A 15944-nucleotide genomic window follows, 5' to 3' on the forward strand; every position below is an offset into this window, starting at 1 on the left:
TGATCATCTACAAACGAAGTCCGCCTTCGCTGACTAAAAAATAAGGCATCCTCATACTAATTTTGGGTTTTCAAACTCAACAAGATAAACTGAGTTTTCTGCGCTTCATCAAAATTGTCATCGCTGACCAAAACTAGACTCTGGCTGCCATCTGGCAAGCGCGGGCCGAGAGTCATCCCCTCTAAATTGTAAAGCGGAATTCCGAGTTGGCTTAAGTCTAGCAGCAACTTTTTCTTAACAGGTTCGACCGCCACTCGTCCTTTGAAACTCTGAATTCTCGAAGTATCTGTAGCCGCCCCAACCGCTACTTGATAAATCCTAGCGCTGTATCCCGACAGCCCAAAAGAACGTTCTAAACTCAGAATCTGACCGCCACCGACAGTTACTAATTCTGTTAAACCGTTCAAAATAGTCATGGGAACTTGGTCGAGATTGTAAAGATTTTCTGAGACTAATTGCGGCGTTTTATCGACGATGATATAGTGTAAAAGACGCAGTTTACTTGCCTGTTCTGGGTCTAAATCTTGCATTAACGGCGCTTCCGTAGCTGCAAACAAACGAAACGGATCGAGACCGCCTGGACTAAATGTTTCTGGGTCGATGGTTAAAGATTCAAAACCTAAATTGTCTACCACTCCTTGCTGCTGTTTTTCATCGCTGGTATCTGGAATATAGCGCTTTGGTATTGGCAAATTTCCCCGCATTTGCCCTGTTTTAAGGTCAAATTCTCCGAGAAAAGGAGGGATGCCAACATGAGTAACGCCTTCGCTGGCGACAAATACTGAGTTGCGGGGAGAAAGGGCGATGCCTTCGGGATTGATGGAACCCCAAGAGAAGGTTTCACCGTCTGCTTTTTTGAGGGAGATAACGCCGTCAACGGTAACTTTTTTCAGGCGAATATTGCCGGGGTCACTTGATGTGAGGTCGAGTTGGAGACTGTAAAATCTCGCTTCTCCGTTTTCGCTGGGGTCGTCGGAAAGAGCGTAAAAGCGATAAGCTTTGGAAGTGACTGCGCTAATACCTTTGGGATCGTAGGTAATTCCTGACAAACCGCCGACTGGTACTCCTTCAAAATTGATTTTTGGCAATTGGTATTCGCCCAAAAATTCTAGAGACATTTCTGGAAAAGAGCGGTCTCTAGCAACTACGGGAGGGGGGGCGCAAGCTGTGCAAACAGTTAAGAGAATTAGGGCTAGACTGAATAAGCGTAAAATGCGTTGGCGAAGCCCGCCCCTACGGGGGCTACGCCAACGAAGAGGATCGCCCAGCATCTTTAAATCCCAATAATTGCTCAGTGCGGTGACATTTATTTTGTTGCTCTCGTTGAACAGTTTGCTTTTGTGCCATCTTTGTGACATAATTTATACCGTTTTGTAGATATGCAAAACTTGATGTTTCCAGAAAAGATGCCGAATCGCGGCCACCAAATTTTGAGAATGAGAAGTTCTGTGCCAATTGGGTGCTTGCTTTTCTTGTGGCTGTGTGCGGGTTCTATTGCTAGCGCCCAAACTAATCCACCAGGCCTCGATCAATTTTCCCCTAATCCTCTAGAAATTACCACACCCGATCCCCTAGCTCCCGCTAACGAATCTTTGAGCAGCACTCAGCGGGACGAACTGACAGCGGCTTTGGAACAGTTAAACTTAGAAGCAGCGGCTAAACTGGAAGCTGGAGATGGGGCTGGTGCTTTTGAAATTTGGTTCCGAGAATTGCGGCTGCGGAGGTATCTGGGGCCGGCGGCGGAAATTGCTGCTTTGAGTCGGGTGGGAAGTGTTGCTTGGAGTAACGGTAAAAACCTGGAACTACAGCTTATTACTAAACGGTTGCAAGCAATTCAAAAAGAAGTCAAATCCCAAGTACCACTTAATACTGAGTTGCTCCCCGCCTTCGCTGCGGCTTTTCAGCAGGTGCGCGCTAAAGGGCCGACTGTAGAAGTTTACCAAGAAATTCTCGAAAATGCGCGCCAAAACCAAGATATATTGGCCCAAGGTCAGATTTTGAAGGCGATCGGGCTAATTCACATCAATTGGTTGAGTTACGATAAAGCTGCTCCAGTGTATGAAGAATTGGCAACTTTAATTCAGGAAAACCGCGATTTATTTGCTGCTAATTCTGCTGTGCAAAATTCTGCTGTTGTTGCGGGAAACGGTGCGCCGCCGCAGCCTGTAACTCCTCCAACTGAGGTAGATGCTCTAAGACAGTTGGCCTACGTTTACCAACAGTCAAAACAACCCCTAAAGGCGATCGCCGCCCGTGAAAAACTAGCATCAGTGTATGTCAACCTGCAAAATCCCAGCGCTATACCACCGCTCAAAATTGCGATCGCTAGTGATTACCAAACCATAGGTCAAATCAATTTAGCCGCTCAATACTATCAGGAAGCCTACAATTTAGCCGTCCCCATTCAACAGTATGCCCAAGCTAGCGAAGCTTTGGATAAATTAGCTTTACTTTATCGATCGCAAAAGCAGTGGGAGCCTACTTTGCGGATTTATCAAATGCAGTTGCTGTTAGAAGAGCGGGCTTACAATTTCTACGGATTGATGAACACTTATGACAATATCGGTCAAGTTTATCAAGAGATGAAGGCTTACGATAAAGCTTTGGAATCCTATCAAAAAGGGTTGGACGTGGCTAAAAGATTGGGACACAGACAAGAGTATTTTGCTAAGAAAATTCAAAAAGTTAACAAGCAATTGCAAAGAACTTCGTAGTTTTCAGCAGGCAATAAGGCCAATTTGCAATGTGAGTAATTTAAATGCAGTAAGGTGTGCAATGCACACCCTACAAAACTACTTTAGACTCGTAGGTTTCTCGCGAGATAGAGTAATATAGTACATCAGTTTCGTAATAACGAGCATTTTTTTCATATTTCATACCAACTTTCTGTATCACCCGCTGGGAGGCGATATTTTCTGGGCGGGCGATCGCAACTATTCTCTCCAAGTTTAATATTCCAAATCCATAGTTTAGACTAGCAAGAGATGCTTCAGTCGCCAATCCTTGATTCCAATAAACTTTGTCGAGGGTATAGCCTAGCTCAACTTCCGGTGTCTGATCCAGAAAACCCAGTCCGCAGCGACCAATCATTTTACGGTCTATTTTATGTACTACAGCCCACATTCCGAAGTTGTTTTCTTCCCAACGTTTGAGCATGGTATGAATGGCGATTTTTGTTTCTTCTCTAGTTTTAACTCCTCTCAAGTATTTCATTATTTCTGCATCACTGTAGATGCGGTACAGCTCATCTAAGTCGTCTGGCGTAAATTGTCTCAGATACAATCGGGCTGTCTCTATTTCTTGCATGATAAATATAACTTATACCAGTAGATTATAATACCAGTTTTGTCTGCCTACAAACATTTTGGTTGGGTTTCGTTCCTCCAGCCAACCTGCTGTTACAAGAAAACACTCTTTGTGAAACAGGCATTTTGCCTGTTACTGATATTAGTGCCACATATTCATTCTATTTGTTACAATTATTAACTAGATATATTGTACAGTTTTTGCCATCAATGACTATTTCCTCACCAGTAGCAGACACCAAAAACAGATCCGGCCAGGAAACAGACTGGCGGTTATTCATGAGGTTGGCATCTTACGCAACCCGCAGCAAACGCTTGCTGATTATTTCGATCGTACTATTAGTACCGCTAGCAGTCTCAGGAGCAATTCAACCCATTCTCATCGGACAGGCAATTTCGGTAATTCGCGCGGAACCTACCTACGAATTCCTGCGGGGAGTGCCTTTATCTGCTGCATTGAATATTTTGGCTATTTTGCTCATGCTAACTATAACACTTAGATTAGCACTGCAATCACTTCAAGGCTATTTAGTCACCAAAGTAGGGCAAATAATTACTACTGACATTAGAAATGATTTGTTCGCGCACGTCACATCGCTAGCAGTGAGATTTTTCGATCGCACTCCTGTCGGTAAATTGATGACTCGCCTCACCAGCGATGTAGAAGCTTTGGGAGAGGTTTTCTCTTCAGGGGCGATCGGCATTGTCAGCGATTTATTTTCAATTTTAGTAATTGCCATTTTCATGTTTACCATGCAGTGGCAACTAGCTTTAATGTTGGTGCTGATGATGATACCAATTACCGCAGTCATAGTTTATTTCCAGTACCAATATCGCATAGCAAATTACAATACCAGAGAAGAACTTTCCGAACTAAACGCCCAACTGCAAGAAAACCTGACTGGTATTGGCGTAGTGCAGCTATTCCGCCGCGAAAGCTTCAATTCACAATTGTTTCGTGTCACCAATAAACGCTACATTAAAGCAGTTGACAAAACTATATTTTACGACTCAGCCGTATCTGCGACATTAGAATGGATTGCTTTAGTGGCGATTGCAGGGGTTTTGTGGATGGGCGGCCAAAGAGTTTTAGCCGGTAATCTTAACTTCGGTACTCTCTCTGCATTCATTTTATTTGCTCAGCGTCTCTTCGATCCGCTGCGGCAATTTGCCGAGAAATTCACCGCTATTCAAGCAGGATTTACCGCCGTCGAACGGATTAGCGATATCCTCAACGAACCGATCGAAATTAAAGATCCAACCAGCGAGGAGAAGGAAGAAGGAAGAGGGAAGAAGGAAGAGGGAAGAGGGAAGAAGGAAGAGGGAAGAGGGAAGAAGGAAGAAGGAAGAAGGGCAGGTTATTCACCGTTGTTGATAACTGGACATCCAGAGGCAACGGCTTACAACTTGTCTCCGTTCGATCGAGAATTAGCAGATAATTATCAAAATCCAGCAAGTTCAGAATATCGTTTATTGCCCAACAATCCCCAATCACCCCCCGCCAACCCCACCTTACTAAGGGGGGGAGAAAATGCCAAATCGCAGAATTCAGAATCGGGAGAAATCCAATTTGACAACGTGTGGTTTGCTTACAAAAAAGACGAATATGTCCTGCAAAACCTCAATTTCACCATCAAATCCGGCGAAAAGGTAGCATTAGTTGGCCCCACGGGTGCGGGCAAAAGTTCGATTATCCGTCTTCTCTGTCGCCTTTACGAACCTAGCCGAGGACGGATTCTGGTTAATCATGTGGATATTCGGGATTTGCCTCAAGCAGAGTTACGCAGGCATATAGGCGTAATTATCCAAGATGGCTTTCTATTTGCTGGTGACGTGAAGAGCAATATCAGCCTGGGAGAAAGTTACTCGATTGAGGAAATTCAAGCAGCAGCAGAAAAGACCAATGTTGCCCGTTTAATCGAACAGTTGCCTCAAGGTTATGATACGCAATTGCGGGAACGGGGAACGAATCTTTCGGGGGGACAAAAGCAATTATTAGCGTTTGCTCGCGCCGCCATTCGCAATCCCAGTATCTTAGTTCTAGACGAGGCAACTGCTAGTTTGGATGTGGGGACGGAAGCTTTAATTCAACAAGCTCTAGAGCGTTTGATGGTGGACCGAACCGCGATAATTATCGCCCACAGGCTCTCGACTATCCGAAATGTCGATCGTATTTTAGTGCTCAAACGTGGGCAGTTAGTAGAATCTGGCAGCCACGAAGAGTTGTTGCAGCTAGAAGGGTTGTATGCTAGTTTGTACAATTTGCAAATGCTGGGAAGTTAATATCTGAAGGAAGAAGGAAGTTCGGCAACGGATTCGCTCCACGGATGTAACGGATGTCAGGAAGAAGGAAGAAGGAAGAAGGAAGAGGGAAGAAGGAAGAGGGAAGAAGGAAGAGGGAAGAAGGAAGAGGGAAGAAGGAAGAGGGAAAATTCTCGGAATCTCGCGATACCCGACTTCTTCAAGAAGTCGGGTATCTAAAATCTAAAATCTAAAATCTAAAATCGGATCACTTGCCCGAAATCATTTTCCCCAGGGTTTCCGGCAAGTGAATTATATGTTGGAAAAGCTGATTTGGGCCGATGCCAAACAATAACTGCATCGCCAGCACAATCGCAGCTAAACCAATCGCTGTACCGATGCTGGCTTTCAATACTTTAAAAGCCCAATTAAACACCAGCCAAGATACAAGTAACGAAGCAATTAAAATAATTAGTTCTATTGGCATATAACATTTTTAACTTGATTTTAACTCTACATAACTTACGCATCAATACCAAAGAAACCGGGTTTTTTATCTGTGTTAAAGGCTTAAATGCAATATTTCCGTAAAAACCCTGTTGCTGCGTCCAAGATTACTCCACTTATTACTTTAAGCAATACTGCCGCGCTTCCGTGTTTCCTTATAAGAAATTCCGACATTTTTTAAGCCGGCTTTAATCATTTGCTGCTCTAACAAAGCGAAAAAGCGACTTCGATCGCCCCCCGTGACTACCGCTTGATTGTGAGCTTCTGCTAGCGTCACCGGATACCCGCCGCCTTTGTGTACTTGAGCCAGCATCATTCCTAATGCTAAATCTAGCTGGTCTGTATCTTGTGCTACCCATTCCGGCACTTCTATTCTAGCAATTTCTGTGCCAACGTGAACGTAACAGAAATAAACTGAATTGAGCCCGTACAAATCTAAAATTCGAGCTTGGGATTTCCACAAAGGGCTTCTTTGTCCCGGTGACAGGATTGTTGCCCACAAAATGGCATCCCGCAAAGGTTCAAATTCTTGACAAGGTGCTTTTTCGGCGAAAGAAATTGTGGCAGAAAATCCGACGTTCGGGCAATTTGTCATGCAGTCTGGTACTTCGTGGGTGCAAGCTTCAAACCGCAAAAAAGATAAGCTTTCGCTGCTGCGAGAAGCGCTTAAGTATCCTAACAGCGGAATTCCTGCTAAACGCAACTTGTCCCAAGCTTCTAAAATTGGCAGCAAAATTTGATCGCGCGCTTCGCTGGGTAACTGTTCCAAAAACCAATAAATCAGGGAACCGTCTACCATTGCTAAAGCTGGCGCGGGCAATTTATTGTCGTTAACTTTTGCCCAATTGCAGCCCATTTCTGCCAAGGCAATTGCTTCGGAAACTGCGCGCCGATATCCCATCCATTCTTCGGTTCTAATTCCCCACTGTCGCGAACCGTACAAGTCTTCGGGTTTGTAGAAAACCTCGGGCACACTGTCTAAAACTGGGTGGCGGCTTTGTCCGTAGTGCAGCATGACTGTGCCGACGTTTAGCAGGTAGCAGTAAGCTATTTCGTGATGGTTGGGGGAAATTTGCGATCCGTCTGTGGCAAAGACTGTGTGAGAGGCGGGGGGTGCGGTGATGTAGGTGCGATCGGATAATGGCTCGATCGGCCTGGCAGCATTGAATAAAGTGCGATCGCGCCAATTCTCTTGCAATTCCACCAATTTTTCCTGTTCCGCTGCCGCCTTTACCAGCAAATTCTGAGCCACTTCCAAACGTTGGCGAGCCGCGTGAGCTTCCACATTCAAATGTTGGCTCATTCCCTGCATTGCCTTCGCTGCTTTAGTTAAATCGAGCATAGGTTTTAAGTCTCAATATTAGAAAGCTTTCAAGCTGAGAAATTATCAAAACACTTTTCATTTTTTTGTGCCGAAGCTTGTTTTTTGTCATACACGCGGTTTGATAAACTAAAATATTTCATACCAGCCAGAATAAATAGTAGTAAAAAAACCTGGTTTTTGAGGTCAGAAGTACCTGCAATAGTCTAAAAAAAACACATTTTTTTTAGTAGAGATCCTTGCTTTTTTGAGGAATTTCTGTTATATTTATCTTATAATGGGATGGTGACACAAATATTATTTTTGCCACCATCCCATTATATTAAAATACCATGTCTACGCCGCAAAAGTCAACAAAAAAGATGTAAAATTTTGTGATTTTTTTTTGACTCTGAAGAGCGAAAAAAATCACACCTGTCAATAAATCTAACATCAACAGTCGATCGGCAGCCAATCTGCAAAATCTCCGGCAAACTGCGACAGAGAAAGCAATTGAACTGGTGGATTTTGAGCCACAGATTCCCGTTCTGGCAAAGTATTGTAACCCCAATCAGCCAAAAATAACCTCACCTGAGATAAATCCGGCTGCTGCTTCACCGACAGCAAAGTTTTTAACCTATCTTCCACAAACCAAATAGTCGAATCTTTGCCAGATGCAGCCAAAAATTCCCGCAAAATTTGGTGTTTCGGCTTGTTGTATTCCTTACCAAAAATCAACTTCGACGGCATTTGTACGCCTGCTAGCTGCAAAAGTTCCCGCACAAAACGGCCTTCCTTCGTAGTGACGATCGCCACTTTCACCGAACTCTCCTGCAACGAGTGCAAGCGATCGGCAACCCCTGGATAAAAGCGGTGCAAAGACAGCCACCCAGCTAAATCCTCAGCAATCCAATTATCGCGCAATCCGTCTAACATAGCGCCTACAGACTGCGCTTTCAAATTATTATCAGTCAATAAATACGGTACTATATTAGGCCAGTCTAGCAAAATTTGCTCTGGGGAAATTCCTGTCACCAGTGCGCGGATCAGCAGCGGCATTTCCCAACCAGTTTCGATGGCGGGCCGCACTCGGTAAAAACTCAAAGCTAAATCTGGATCGGGCACTGTTTCGACTGGTTTCCAGATTTGACAGTAGGCACGCCAAGCTGTTTGGAAATATTCGATTAGTCCGTCACAAATCACACCGTCAAAATCAAGAGCTAGAATTGTTGGAAAGTTATTAGCCATCAATCGATTTTAGATTTTAGATTTTAGATTTTGGATTTTGGATTGAAGAATTGAAGAATTGAAGAATTGGAGAATTGAACAAAGCGATATCACTGATGAATCCGGGGACTTTTTAATCGATTTTAGATTTTGGATTTTGGATTGAAGAATTGAAGAATTGGAGAATTGAACAAAGCGATATCACTGATGAATCCGGGGACTTCTTATTGGAGACTATGTTTTTTATTTGGACACATCTAAATTCGGGGGCTTGTACCCTGGCTGCTTTCTGTCACTGGATTGAAGAATTGAAGAATTGACTATGCAAACACTCAGCAATGATTGGTCAAGAGTGGTTATTAAAAAGACTGAACTAGCGGTTGAGCGGCAATCGATTCTAGTCCTTGGGACTGCAACAATTGCGTCCACTCGGTCGTCAGCCGCGAATCATCGGGTGCGAGGCGCCGCATTTCGGCGAGAGTTGCAAGAGTCTCGTACCAAATCCCATTTTTAGCATAAGCAATCACCTTAGCCATAGGGTCGGGATTTGCCAAATCTTTCTTGAGATTTGCCTGGGGTTCAATTCGCTGCATCCATCCTTTAACAATATAATCTCCAGAACGCTCCAGAGGATCGCAGGCTAGTGCAAACGACCACACATATCGCTTACCAACCTCAATATTTTTTGTCTGGTCTTTCTCAGAAAGGCTAACTCCAACAATTCCGGCTTTGTCATTTTTTAAAGTAGTTTCGTAAACTACTTCGGATTCATCTTCGTTTAGCAAAATAAACTCTACTTGAGCCGCCGGTTGAGAAACATATACAAAAAATGTTGGCGATTCTGTTAGCGTTAAGCCAATATTGCTTTCAGGTACTAAGGGAGTAATGAATAAACCATTGCGTAACTTACAGCCTCTATGCGTCCCCCCTTGTCGGTTGTCGGGGGCTGTTACATCGGGAGGTTTGAAATTAACATTCTGACTCAGCAGAATGGGTGCAGGCACAGCCTGCATCGGTGTCAGCAAACTGGGGAGAGTAACGGCGATCGCCAATACAGTCATCACCAGTGCAGTAAAATTTATAAAACGTTTCATTTTTCCACCAACTTGTAGAAATATTTATAGAGCACATCTCTAAATGTTAACCCGGAGTTTTAGCCCCGGGCGCGATCGAGTAAATGGGTCAATTTTCACATCGCCATCGGCTGACCGACAAAACTTCAAGAAATATCGAGATTTAAAGAGGGGCAACCAGTGGTTGAGTTGCAACTGATTCCAGTCCTTGGGACTGCAACAATTGCGTCCACTTGGCTGTCAGCTTGACATCCCCCGGTGTCTGACGCCGCATTTGGGCTAAAGTAGCGAGAGTTTCGTACCAAATCCCATTTTGAGCATAAACGTTGAGCCTAGTCATCGGGTCGGGATTTGCCAACTCGCTCTTGAGAGTTGCCTGCGGTTCAATTCGCTGCACGAACCCTTTAACAACTAAATCTGCAGCTCGGTCTTCGGGGTCGCAAACCATCGAAAACGACCATACATATCGCTTGCCAACTTCAAGGGATTTGTTGTTGTCCACGGTAGCAGGAATGGTAACTCCAACAATCCCAGATTTGTCTAGTTTAAAGGTTTTTTCGTAGACTACTTTGTCTTCCTTTTCGTTGAGCAAAGTAAACTCTATTTCGGGCGAAGTGTTAGGAATATAAACAAAAATTGTGGGAGAATCTGTTAGGGTTAAACCGATATTAGTTGGAGGCACTAAAGGAGTAATAGATAAACCCGCTGGACAAAGCTTGTTGCCGCGATGTGCCCCTCCTTGTCGGTTGGCGGGGGCTGTTACGTCTGGAGGCTTGAAATTAACATTTTGACTCAGCAGAAGCGGCTGGGATTGTGCGCGCATCGGTGCCAGTGAACTGGGCACGGTAGCTGCGATCGCAGATACGGCGACCGCAAGTGTAGCGCGATGTAGAAAACGTTTCATTTTGTTTTACCTTTCACTATAATTGCAAACACAGGCATTCGCTGATGGCGACAAATATTTTTGAGATGCTAGTCGAGGGCGCAGATACACAATTTATACCTTGACATATCATCAATAACATTAATTAATTCGAGCGGCAAGTGGATTCTCTGTCGGAATAATCATGTTGCCAAGGTTGCAAGTATCATTGAATACAGTTGCTCGGTACGTACTGTAAATTATTGTAACAAATTGGTCGGAGTTTCCGAGTGTTCTAAGATAGAAGAAGTCTCCGGCAGGTGGCAAAGGCGAAACAACTGCTGTTCCAGAAACGAGTCAAACTTTTATGCTCGGATAATGAGTAAAATATCTAACAAAATTCGATCGGCAGCGGCTCAATTGAGTCAAATGTATAAACCATCACTAGCATTGGCTAAGTCTGTATTAATTGCCAGCGCGGCAGTAACATTATCCTTAATGGGGGCCAGACAGCTAGGAATACTCGAACCCCTAGAATTAAGCGCTTACGACCAAATGGTGAGGTGGCGTCCCGAGGAACAGCCAGACTCACGTTTGCTAGTGGTGGGGATTACCGAAGCAGACATTCAGAAACTCAAAGAGTGGCCAATATCCGATCGCAAAATAGCTGAAATATTACAAAAACTCGACAAAATGCAGCCGGCAGTCATCGGTTTAGATGTACTGCGAGACGTACCTTTAGGAGACGGGCGCGAGGAATTAACTAAAGTTTTACAAAAAAGCGATCGAATTATTGGGGTATGTTTAGTCACCGACGGAAGCCCGGACAATCCCGGTTCTCCGCCTGCGCCGGGGCTCCCACAAAACCGGGTGGGATTTGCAGATTTCGGAGTCGATCCGGGTGGCATACTCCGCAGGGCTTTATTATTTATGAAACCGCCGACAATTGAGGGCAACTCTTCTGCCCAAAAACATCTTTGCAATGACGATTCTCAAGTTTTATATTCCTTCAACCTCCAGCTAGCACTCCGCTACCTGCAAGGGCAAAAAATCTATCCCAAACTGGCACCAGATCAATCTTTATGGCTGGGAGAAACCCAATTAAAACAACTAGCAAGTAATGACGGAGGATACAAAAATGCCGATGTCAGGGGATATCAAATATTAATTAACTATCGTTCCCGGCGGCAAGTCGCAAACCAAGTCAGAATTACGGATGTTTTAGAAGGGAAAGTTGACCCGAATTTAGTTAAAGATAAAATAGTTCTCATCGGTTACACCACAGAAACCGTTAAAGATTTATTTTATACTCCTTACAGTGGGCGACAGCAAAGCAACCAATTCATGCCGGGGATCGTGGCACACGCACAAGTAGTCAGCCAAATTTTGAGTGCAGTTTTAGACAACAGACCGATGTTTTGGTTTTGGCCGCAATGGGCAGAAATCATGTGGATTTCGGCATGGTCAATTGTCGGAGGAACCTTGGCATCGCGGATGGCTCACCCAGCGAAGTTGACAGTGACATTCGGAGCACTGCTGTCGGTGTGCTGCGCGCTCAGCTTTGGGATTTTTCTCTTAGGAGGGTGGGTGCCTGTGGCAGCGCCAGTCTTAGCATTAATCCTAACTGGCGGTAGCATTGTATCAGCAGAGAGATTTAATAAAGCCGGATACGGGAAAGCAATTAGCGCTCGAGTAAAACAAGTCTTCAAAATCGAAATAGACCAAGCCAAAAAAGAACAGCAAGTCGCAGAAATCACAGAATCCGATTTCTTTAAAGAATTACAGCAAAAGAAAGATAAACTGAGGATTAGCAAACAAGAAACCTCTGAAAAAGCACCTTCCGAACCCCAAGAAATAACTGCCAGTACCCCAGAGCTTCCCAAGGCCGAAAGTCAGACAGACGATTACTTAGCTCAGTTGCAGGAAAAAGCCAAACAGCAGAAGCAGCGCACCGCCGTGACTGAATCGGAAAGTAGCTCAAAAACGGGTGTTCCGAACGGTACTGGTTGTGGTGCTAGTTCAGCCGAAACCAAACCTGATGACGAGTTCAGCGATTTGCAAGCCAAAGCCAAACAGATGCGGCAGCGCAGGGGCGCACAAAAGAGCATAAAAGATGAAAAAATGGATAGTCTAGCTGACAAGGAGGATTTGGGGGGCAAGGAAGAATGACCGACTACTCGACTGCATCGAGAATTGCATCATAATTATTGATTCTCGCCGTTTCTTACCCTCATACGCATCATGTCCAAAATCATCTCTGTCCACTCTTACCGGGGCGGAACTGGCAAATCGAACACGACAGCAAACCTGGCATCTATTATCGCTCGCGGCGGAAATCGGGTCGCCATTGTTGACACAGACATTCAATCACCGGGGATTCACGTGCTGTTCGGTTTCAGCGAGAGCAACATGGATCACTGCCTGAATGATTACCTGTGGGGCCGGTGTCCGATCGCGGATACGGCGTACAATGTGAGTTCGCTGCTGCCACCATTAGCCAGTAACGGCAACCTCTACCTGATTCCTTCGAGCATTAAAGCAGGGGAGATAGCGCGAGTTTTGCGGGAAGGCTACGATGTGGGCCTGCTTACCGACGGCTTTCAAGAACTGATCGAGGTTTTGAACTTAGACTACCTATTTATAGACACGCACCCGGGGCTCAACGAAGAAACCCTCCTCAGCATCACCATTTCCGACATCCTGCTGCTGATTCTGCGTCCGGATCAGCAAGATTTTCAGGGAACGGCTGTCACGGTAGATGTGGCCCGCAAATTAGAAGTTCCCAAAATTTTGATGACGATCAATAAAGCCCCAGAATCCCTTGATTTCGAGGATTTGAAGCAGCAAGTAGAGAGTATTTACAACATCCCAGTGGCAGGGGTACTGCCCCACAGCGACCAGATGATGCTGCTCGCCAGCAAGGGGGTGTTTGTGCTGCACTTCCCTAACGACCCTCTAACTCATGTGGTGGAAGGGATTGCGAAACAGATTGTGGGATAATTGGTGTAGCGAATGTCGATCGCCCGCCCAGGAGTTTCGCTTTCGCTCTCAATTCTTGCGGAGCGATGTCCTCCTGCGTATCCCGAATATTTGGTTAAAGAGTCAAGAGAATGGCGACAAAATGAGATACAAATAGATTATGAGAATTTGTTAAAAAACTTTAGGAGGAGAACTCATGGAATTTGACTTCCGCATACTAATAGTATTGATGCCCGTATTGTTGGCGGGCGGCTGGGCTGCTTACAACATCGGCAGTATAGCTCTCAAACAAGTGCAGAAAATGTTGAACAAGCAAGCTTAAACTCAGCCTCTTTTCAGGTAACTCCACAGCCGACTGTTTTTTGAGATACAAAAACAGCCGGCTGATTTGTGCATTGGCTCTGCTTAAGTGATGGCTGATTGTTGGCGGGCAATTTACGACTGCAGAGAGATGGGGCGAAAACAAAAGAAAAGTTAGATTTAAAAGTTAAGCAGAAACCGGGTACGCTCAAGCAAAATACTTTGTTGCAGCAAACGAGCCTGGGTAAAAAACCTAGCTGTGAAAGTAGGGCGATCGCGTAACTCCGGATTTTGATGTTTTGAGATCTACTCAGGAGTTATGAGTAGAGTTATAAAAATATTTGGTAAGCACGTTATCGCACAAAATATGAGACAATCACAAAAGTATTTGCCCTGACAATCGCCCTCAAAACTACGAAGTTTAACTGGTAGGGAAGATAGGTCAAATTGTCAATGTTAAATTCCTATATCTTTAGATAGATTATGCTTTTTCCCCGATCGAGCGGCATATTACTCCACCCCACATCCTTTCCCAGTCGATTTGGCATTGGGGACTTGGGAATGGAAGCATATCGCTTTATTGACTTTTTAGTAGAGAGTGACCAGCTATACTGGCAGATATTGCCGCTGGGGCCGACAGGATACGGCAATTCTCCTTATTCATGCTATTCAGCAATGGCGGGAAATCCGCTGCTGATCAACCCAGAACTGCTGCGGAACGATCAATTGCTCGCAGATGAAGACTTCGCTAATTTGCCAGAATTTCCGCTCGATTATGTAGACTTCGAGCCGGCGATCGCCCTGAAAGTGTCTTTGCTTAAAAAAGCTTGCGAAAACTTCAAAGCCAAAGCATCGCCGGTGCAGCAAAGAGATTTCTCAGCTTTTTGCGAAAGCAAAGAGAGTTGGCTGGAAGATTATGCCTTCTTTATGGCACTAAAAGATCACTTTGGCGGTGTTAGCTGGAACAATTGGGAACCAGAAATTGCCCGTCGAGAACCCAAGTCCTTAGAAAAGTGGCGCAAGCAGCTAAATGCTGAGATTTATTACTACAAATACGTTCAGTTTGAGTTTTTTCGCCAGTGGACGGAGTTGAAACGCTATGCCAACCAGCGCAACATTCAAATTATTGGTGACATTCCGATTTATGTAGCTCACGACAGCGCGGATGTGTGGTCGAATCCCAACTTATTCTGCTTAGATGAAGCCAGCGGAGAACCAGCTTTAATGGCGGGAGTTCCCCCTGATTACTTCAGCAATACAGGTCAATTGTGGGGGAACCCAGTATACAATTGGGAGAAGTTGCAAGCAACTAATTTCGAGTGGTGGGTGCAGCGTTTTGAAGCGATTTTCTCTTATGTAGACGTGACTCGGATCGACCACTTTCGAGGATTTGACGCTTACTGGGCGGTGAAGCGCGGACAAGAAACTGCGATCGAGGGAGAGTGGATTAAAGCGCCGGGAACAGCTTTGTTGGATCTAATTAACGAGAAGTTTGGCAACTTGCCGATTATCGCTGAGGATTTAGGGGTAATTACTCCAGAAGTGGAAGCTTTGCGCGATCGATACGAGTTTCCAGGAATGAAGATTTTGCAGTTTGCTTTTGGCGCGGGCCCTGGCGATCCTTTTTTGCCTTTCAACTACGATCGCAATTCCGTAGTCTACACCGGCACCCACGACAACGACACGACTGTCGGCTGGTTCAATCAACTGCAAAACTACGAAAGAGATGAGGTTTTGCGTTATTTGGGCTGCATCGATCCCCAAGGAATTCACTGGTCTTTAATCCGCATGGGTTGGATTTCTGTTGCTAATATGGCAATTGTGCCGTTTCAAGATTTGTTGGGTTTGGGTACAGACGCGCGGATGAATTTTCCGGGGAAACCAGAGGGAAATTGGGGCTGGCGGTATCGGCCAGAAGCTGTGAATTGGGAAGTGCGCGATCGGCTCAAAACTATGACTTACATCTCCGGGCGCGCTCCTAATAAACATTGAGCGTCGGGAAGGGGTAGTTGGTAATGGGTAATTGGTAATTGTTAATGGGTAATATCAAATCTGTTAGCATCGGAATTATTCCTATCTATCTACTCTTAATCAGCGTCAATCCCTTGTCATCTGGGGTTAATACATTCTCTTTTTTTTACCGCAGATAC

The 15944-nt window shown here is 45.0% G+C and carries 14 protein-coding genes; 7 read left to right on the top strand and 7 right to left on the bottom strand.

The window, feature by feature from the left end:
* Positions 1 to 56: 56 nt before the first annotated feature.
* Positions 57 to 1358: an esterase-like activity of phytase family protein gene (locus QUA36_RS00525; protein WP_333454880.1), complete on the bottom strand. Its 1302-nt coding sequence runs from the start codon at positions 1356 to 1358 to the stop codon at positions 57 to 59.
* 21 nt (positions 1359 to 1379) lie between these two features.
* Here QUA36_RS00525 and QUA36_RS00530 point away from each other — a divergent pair, with 21 nt between their 5' ends.
* Entirely contained in the window at positions 1380 to 2714 is a 1335-nt protein-coding gene (locus QUA36_RS00530; RefSeq protein ID WP_333454882.1) for a tetratricopeptide repeat protein, read from the top strand.
* A 70-nt stretch (positions 2715 to 2784) separates the two neighbouring features.
* On the opposite strand, the gene QUA36_RS00535 is transcribed toward QUA36_RS00530, so the two are convergent.
* On the bottom strand, positions 2785 to 3306 hold the full coding sequence (locus tag QUA36_RS00535; RefSeq protein ID WP_333454884.1) for a GNAT family N-acetyltransferase: 522 nt from the start codon (positions 3304 to 3306) through the stop codon (positions 2785 to 2787).
* A gap of 209 nt (positions 3307 to 3515) precedes the next feature.
* Between QUA36_RS00535 and QUA36_RS00540 the strand changes: the two genes are divergently transcribed.
* Both QUA36_RS00540 and QUA36_RS00545 read left to right on the top strand, forming a co-directional pair.
* Positions 3516 to 5588 (top strand): ABC transporter ATP-binding protein, encoded by a 2073-nt coding sequence (locus QUA36_RS00540; protein ID WP_333454885.1) that lies wholly within the window; start codon positions 3516 to 3518, stop codon positions 5586 to 5588.
* 53 nt (positions 5589 to 5641) lie between these two features.
* Entirely contained in the window at positions 5642 to 5800 is a 159-nt protein-coding gene (locus tag QUA36_RS00545; RefSeq protein ID WP_333454887.1) for a hypothetical protein, read from the top strand.
* Between the two features lie 14 nt (positions 5801 to 5814).
* Here the strand turns inward: QUA36_RS00545 and QUA36_RS00550 are convergent, their stop codons facing one another.
* The 5 genes from QUA36_RS00550 to QUA36_RS00570 all read right to left on the bottom strand — a co-directional run bounded on the left by QUA36_RS00550 (position 5815) and on the right by QUA36_RS00570 (position 10557).
* A complete protein-coding gene (locus QUA36_RS00550; RefSeq protein ID WP_242720424.1) occupies positions 5815 to 6033 on the bottom strand; it encodes a hypothetical protein in 219 nt (72 codons plus the stop codon).
* A gap of 144 nt (positions 6034 to 6177) precedes the next feature.
* Positions 6178 to 7395, bottom strand: a complete 1218-nt coding sequence (locus QUA36_RS00555) for a DNA double-strand break repair nuclease NurA (RefSeq protein WP_333454889.1) — start codon at positions 7393 to 7395, stop codon at positions 6178 to 6180.
* Positions 7396 to 7806: 411 nt separating this feature from the next.
* The gene (locus QUA36_RS00560) at positions 7807 to 8601 is read right to left on the bottom strand and encodes an HAD family hydrolase (protein ID WP_333454891.1); all 795 of its coding nucleotides are present in this window, start codon (positions 8599 to 8601) and stop codon (positions 7807 to 7809) included.
* Positions 8602 to 8939: 338 nt separating this feature from the next.
* Positions 8940 to 9674: a DUF928 domain-containing protein gene (locus tag QUA36_RS00565; protein ID WP_333454893.1), complete on the bottom strand. Its 735-nt coding sequence runs from the start codon at positions 9672 to 9674 to the stop codon at positions 8940 to 8942.
* A gap of 142 nt (positions 9675 to 9816) precedes the next feature.
* On the bottom strand, positions 9817 to 10557 hold the full coding sequence (locus tag QUA36_RS00570) for a DUF928 domain-containing protein (protein ID WP_333454895.1): 741 nt from the start codon (positions 10555 to 10557) through the stop codon (positions 9817 to 9819).
* Between the two features lie 336 nt (positions 10558 to 10893).
* Here QUA36_RS00570 and QUA36_RS00575 point away from each other — a divergent pair, with 336 nt between their 5' ends.
* The 4 genes from QUA36_RS00575 (at position 10894) to malQ (ending at position 15786) form a co-directional block, all read left to right on the top strand.
* The gene (locus QUA36_RS00575; RefSeq protein WP_333454897.1) at positions 10894 to 12684 is read left to right on the top strand and encodes a CHASE2 domain-containing protein; all 1791 of its coding nucleotides are present in this window, start codon (positions 10894 to 10896) and stop codon (positions 12682 to 12684) included.
* Positions 12685 to 12756: 72 nt separating this feature from the next.
* Positions 12757 to 13515 carry a MinD/ParA family protein gene (locus tag QUA36_RS00580; RefSeq protein ID WP_333159843.1) on the top strand — a complete coding sequence of 253 codons (759 nt, stop codon included), beginning with the start codon at positions 12757 to 12759 and terminating at the stop codon, positions 13513 to 13515.
* A gap of 175 nt (positions 13516 to 13690) precedes the next feature.
* Positions 13691 to 13816 carry a photosystem II protein Y gene (locus QUA36_RS00585; RefSeq protein WP_333157538.1) on the top strand — a complete coding sequence of 42 codons (126 nt, stop codon included), beginning with the start codon at positions 13691 to 13693 and terminating at the stop codon, positions 13814 to 13816.
* A gap of 461 nt (positions 13817 to 14277) precedes the next feature.
* Positions 14278 to 15786, top strand: a complete 1509-nt coding sequence (malQ, locus tag QUA36_RS00590) for a 4-alpha-glucanotransferase (protein WP_333159841.1) — start codon at positions 14278 to 14280, stop codon at positions 15784 to 15786.
* Positions 15787 to 15944: the final 158 nt, after the last annotated feature.

This window comes from Microcoleus sp. Pol10D4, assembly GCF_036701555.1.
Lineage (GTDB): Bacteria > Cyanobacteriota > Cyanobacteriia > Cyanobacteriales > Microcoleaceae > Microcoleus.

Coding starts and splice junctions, on each gene's coding strand:
- QUA36_RS00530 (WP_333454882.1), top strand. CDS start 1,380: ATGCAAAACTTGATGTTTCCAGAAAAGATGCCGAATCGCGGCCACCAA.
- QUA36_RS00580 (WP_333159843.1), top strand. CDS start 12,757: ATGTCCAAAATCATCTCTGTCCACTCTTACCGGGGCGGAACTGGCAAA.
- QUA36_RS00525 (WP_333454880.1), bottom strand. CDS start 1,358: ATGTCACAAAGATGGCACAAAAGCAAACTGTTCAACGAGAGCAACAAA.
- malQ (WP_333159841.1), top strand. CDS start 14,278: ATGCTTTTTCCCCGATCGAGCGGCATATTACTCCACCCCACATCCTTT.
- QUA36_RS00585 (WP_333157538.1), top strand. CDS start 13,691: ATGGAATTTGACTTCCGCATACTAATAGTATTGATGCCCGTATTGTTG.
- QUA36_RS00545 (WP_333454887.1), top strand. CDS start 5,642: ATGTCAGGAAGAAGGAAGAAGGAAGAAGGAAGAGGGAAGAAGGAAGAG.
- QUA36_RS00570 (WP_333454895.1), bottom strand. CDS start 10,557: ATGAAACGTTTTCTACATCGCGCTACACTTGCGGTCGCCGTATCTGCG.
- QUA36_RS00575 (WP_333454897.1), top strand. CDS start 10,894: ATGAGTAAAATATCTAACAAAATTCGATCGGCAGCGGCTCAATTGAGT.
- QUA36_RS00555 (WP_333454889.1), bottom strand. CDS start 7,395: ATGCTCGATTTAACTAAAGCAGCGAAGGCAATGCAGGGAATGAGCCAA.
- QUA36_RS00540 (WP_333454885.1), top strand. CDS start 3,516: ATGACTATTTCCTCACCAGTAGCAGACACCAAAAACAGATCCGGCCAG.
- QUA36_RS00535 (WP_333454884.1), bottom strand. CDS start 3,306: ATGCAAGAAATAGAGACAGCCCGATTGTATCTGAGACAATTTACGCCA.
- QUA36_RS00550 (WP_242720424.1), bottom strand. CDS start 6,033: ATGCCAATAGAACTAATTATTTTAATTGCTTCGTTACTTGTATCTTGG.
- QUA36_RS00560 (WP_333454891.1), bottom strand. CDS start 8,601: ATGGCTAATAACTTTCCAACAATTCTAGCTCTTGATTTTGACGGTGTG.
- QUA36_RS00565 (WP_333454893.1), bottom strand. CDS start 9,674: ATGAAACGTTTTATAAATTTTACTGCACTGGTGATGACTGTATTGGCG.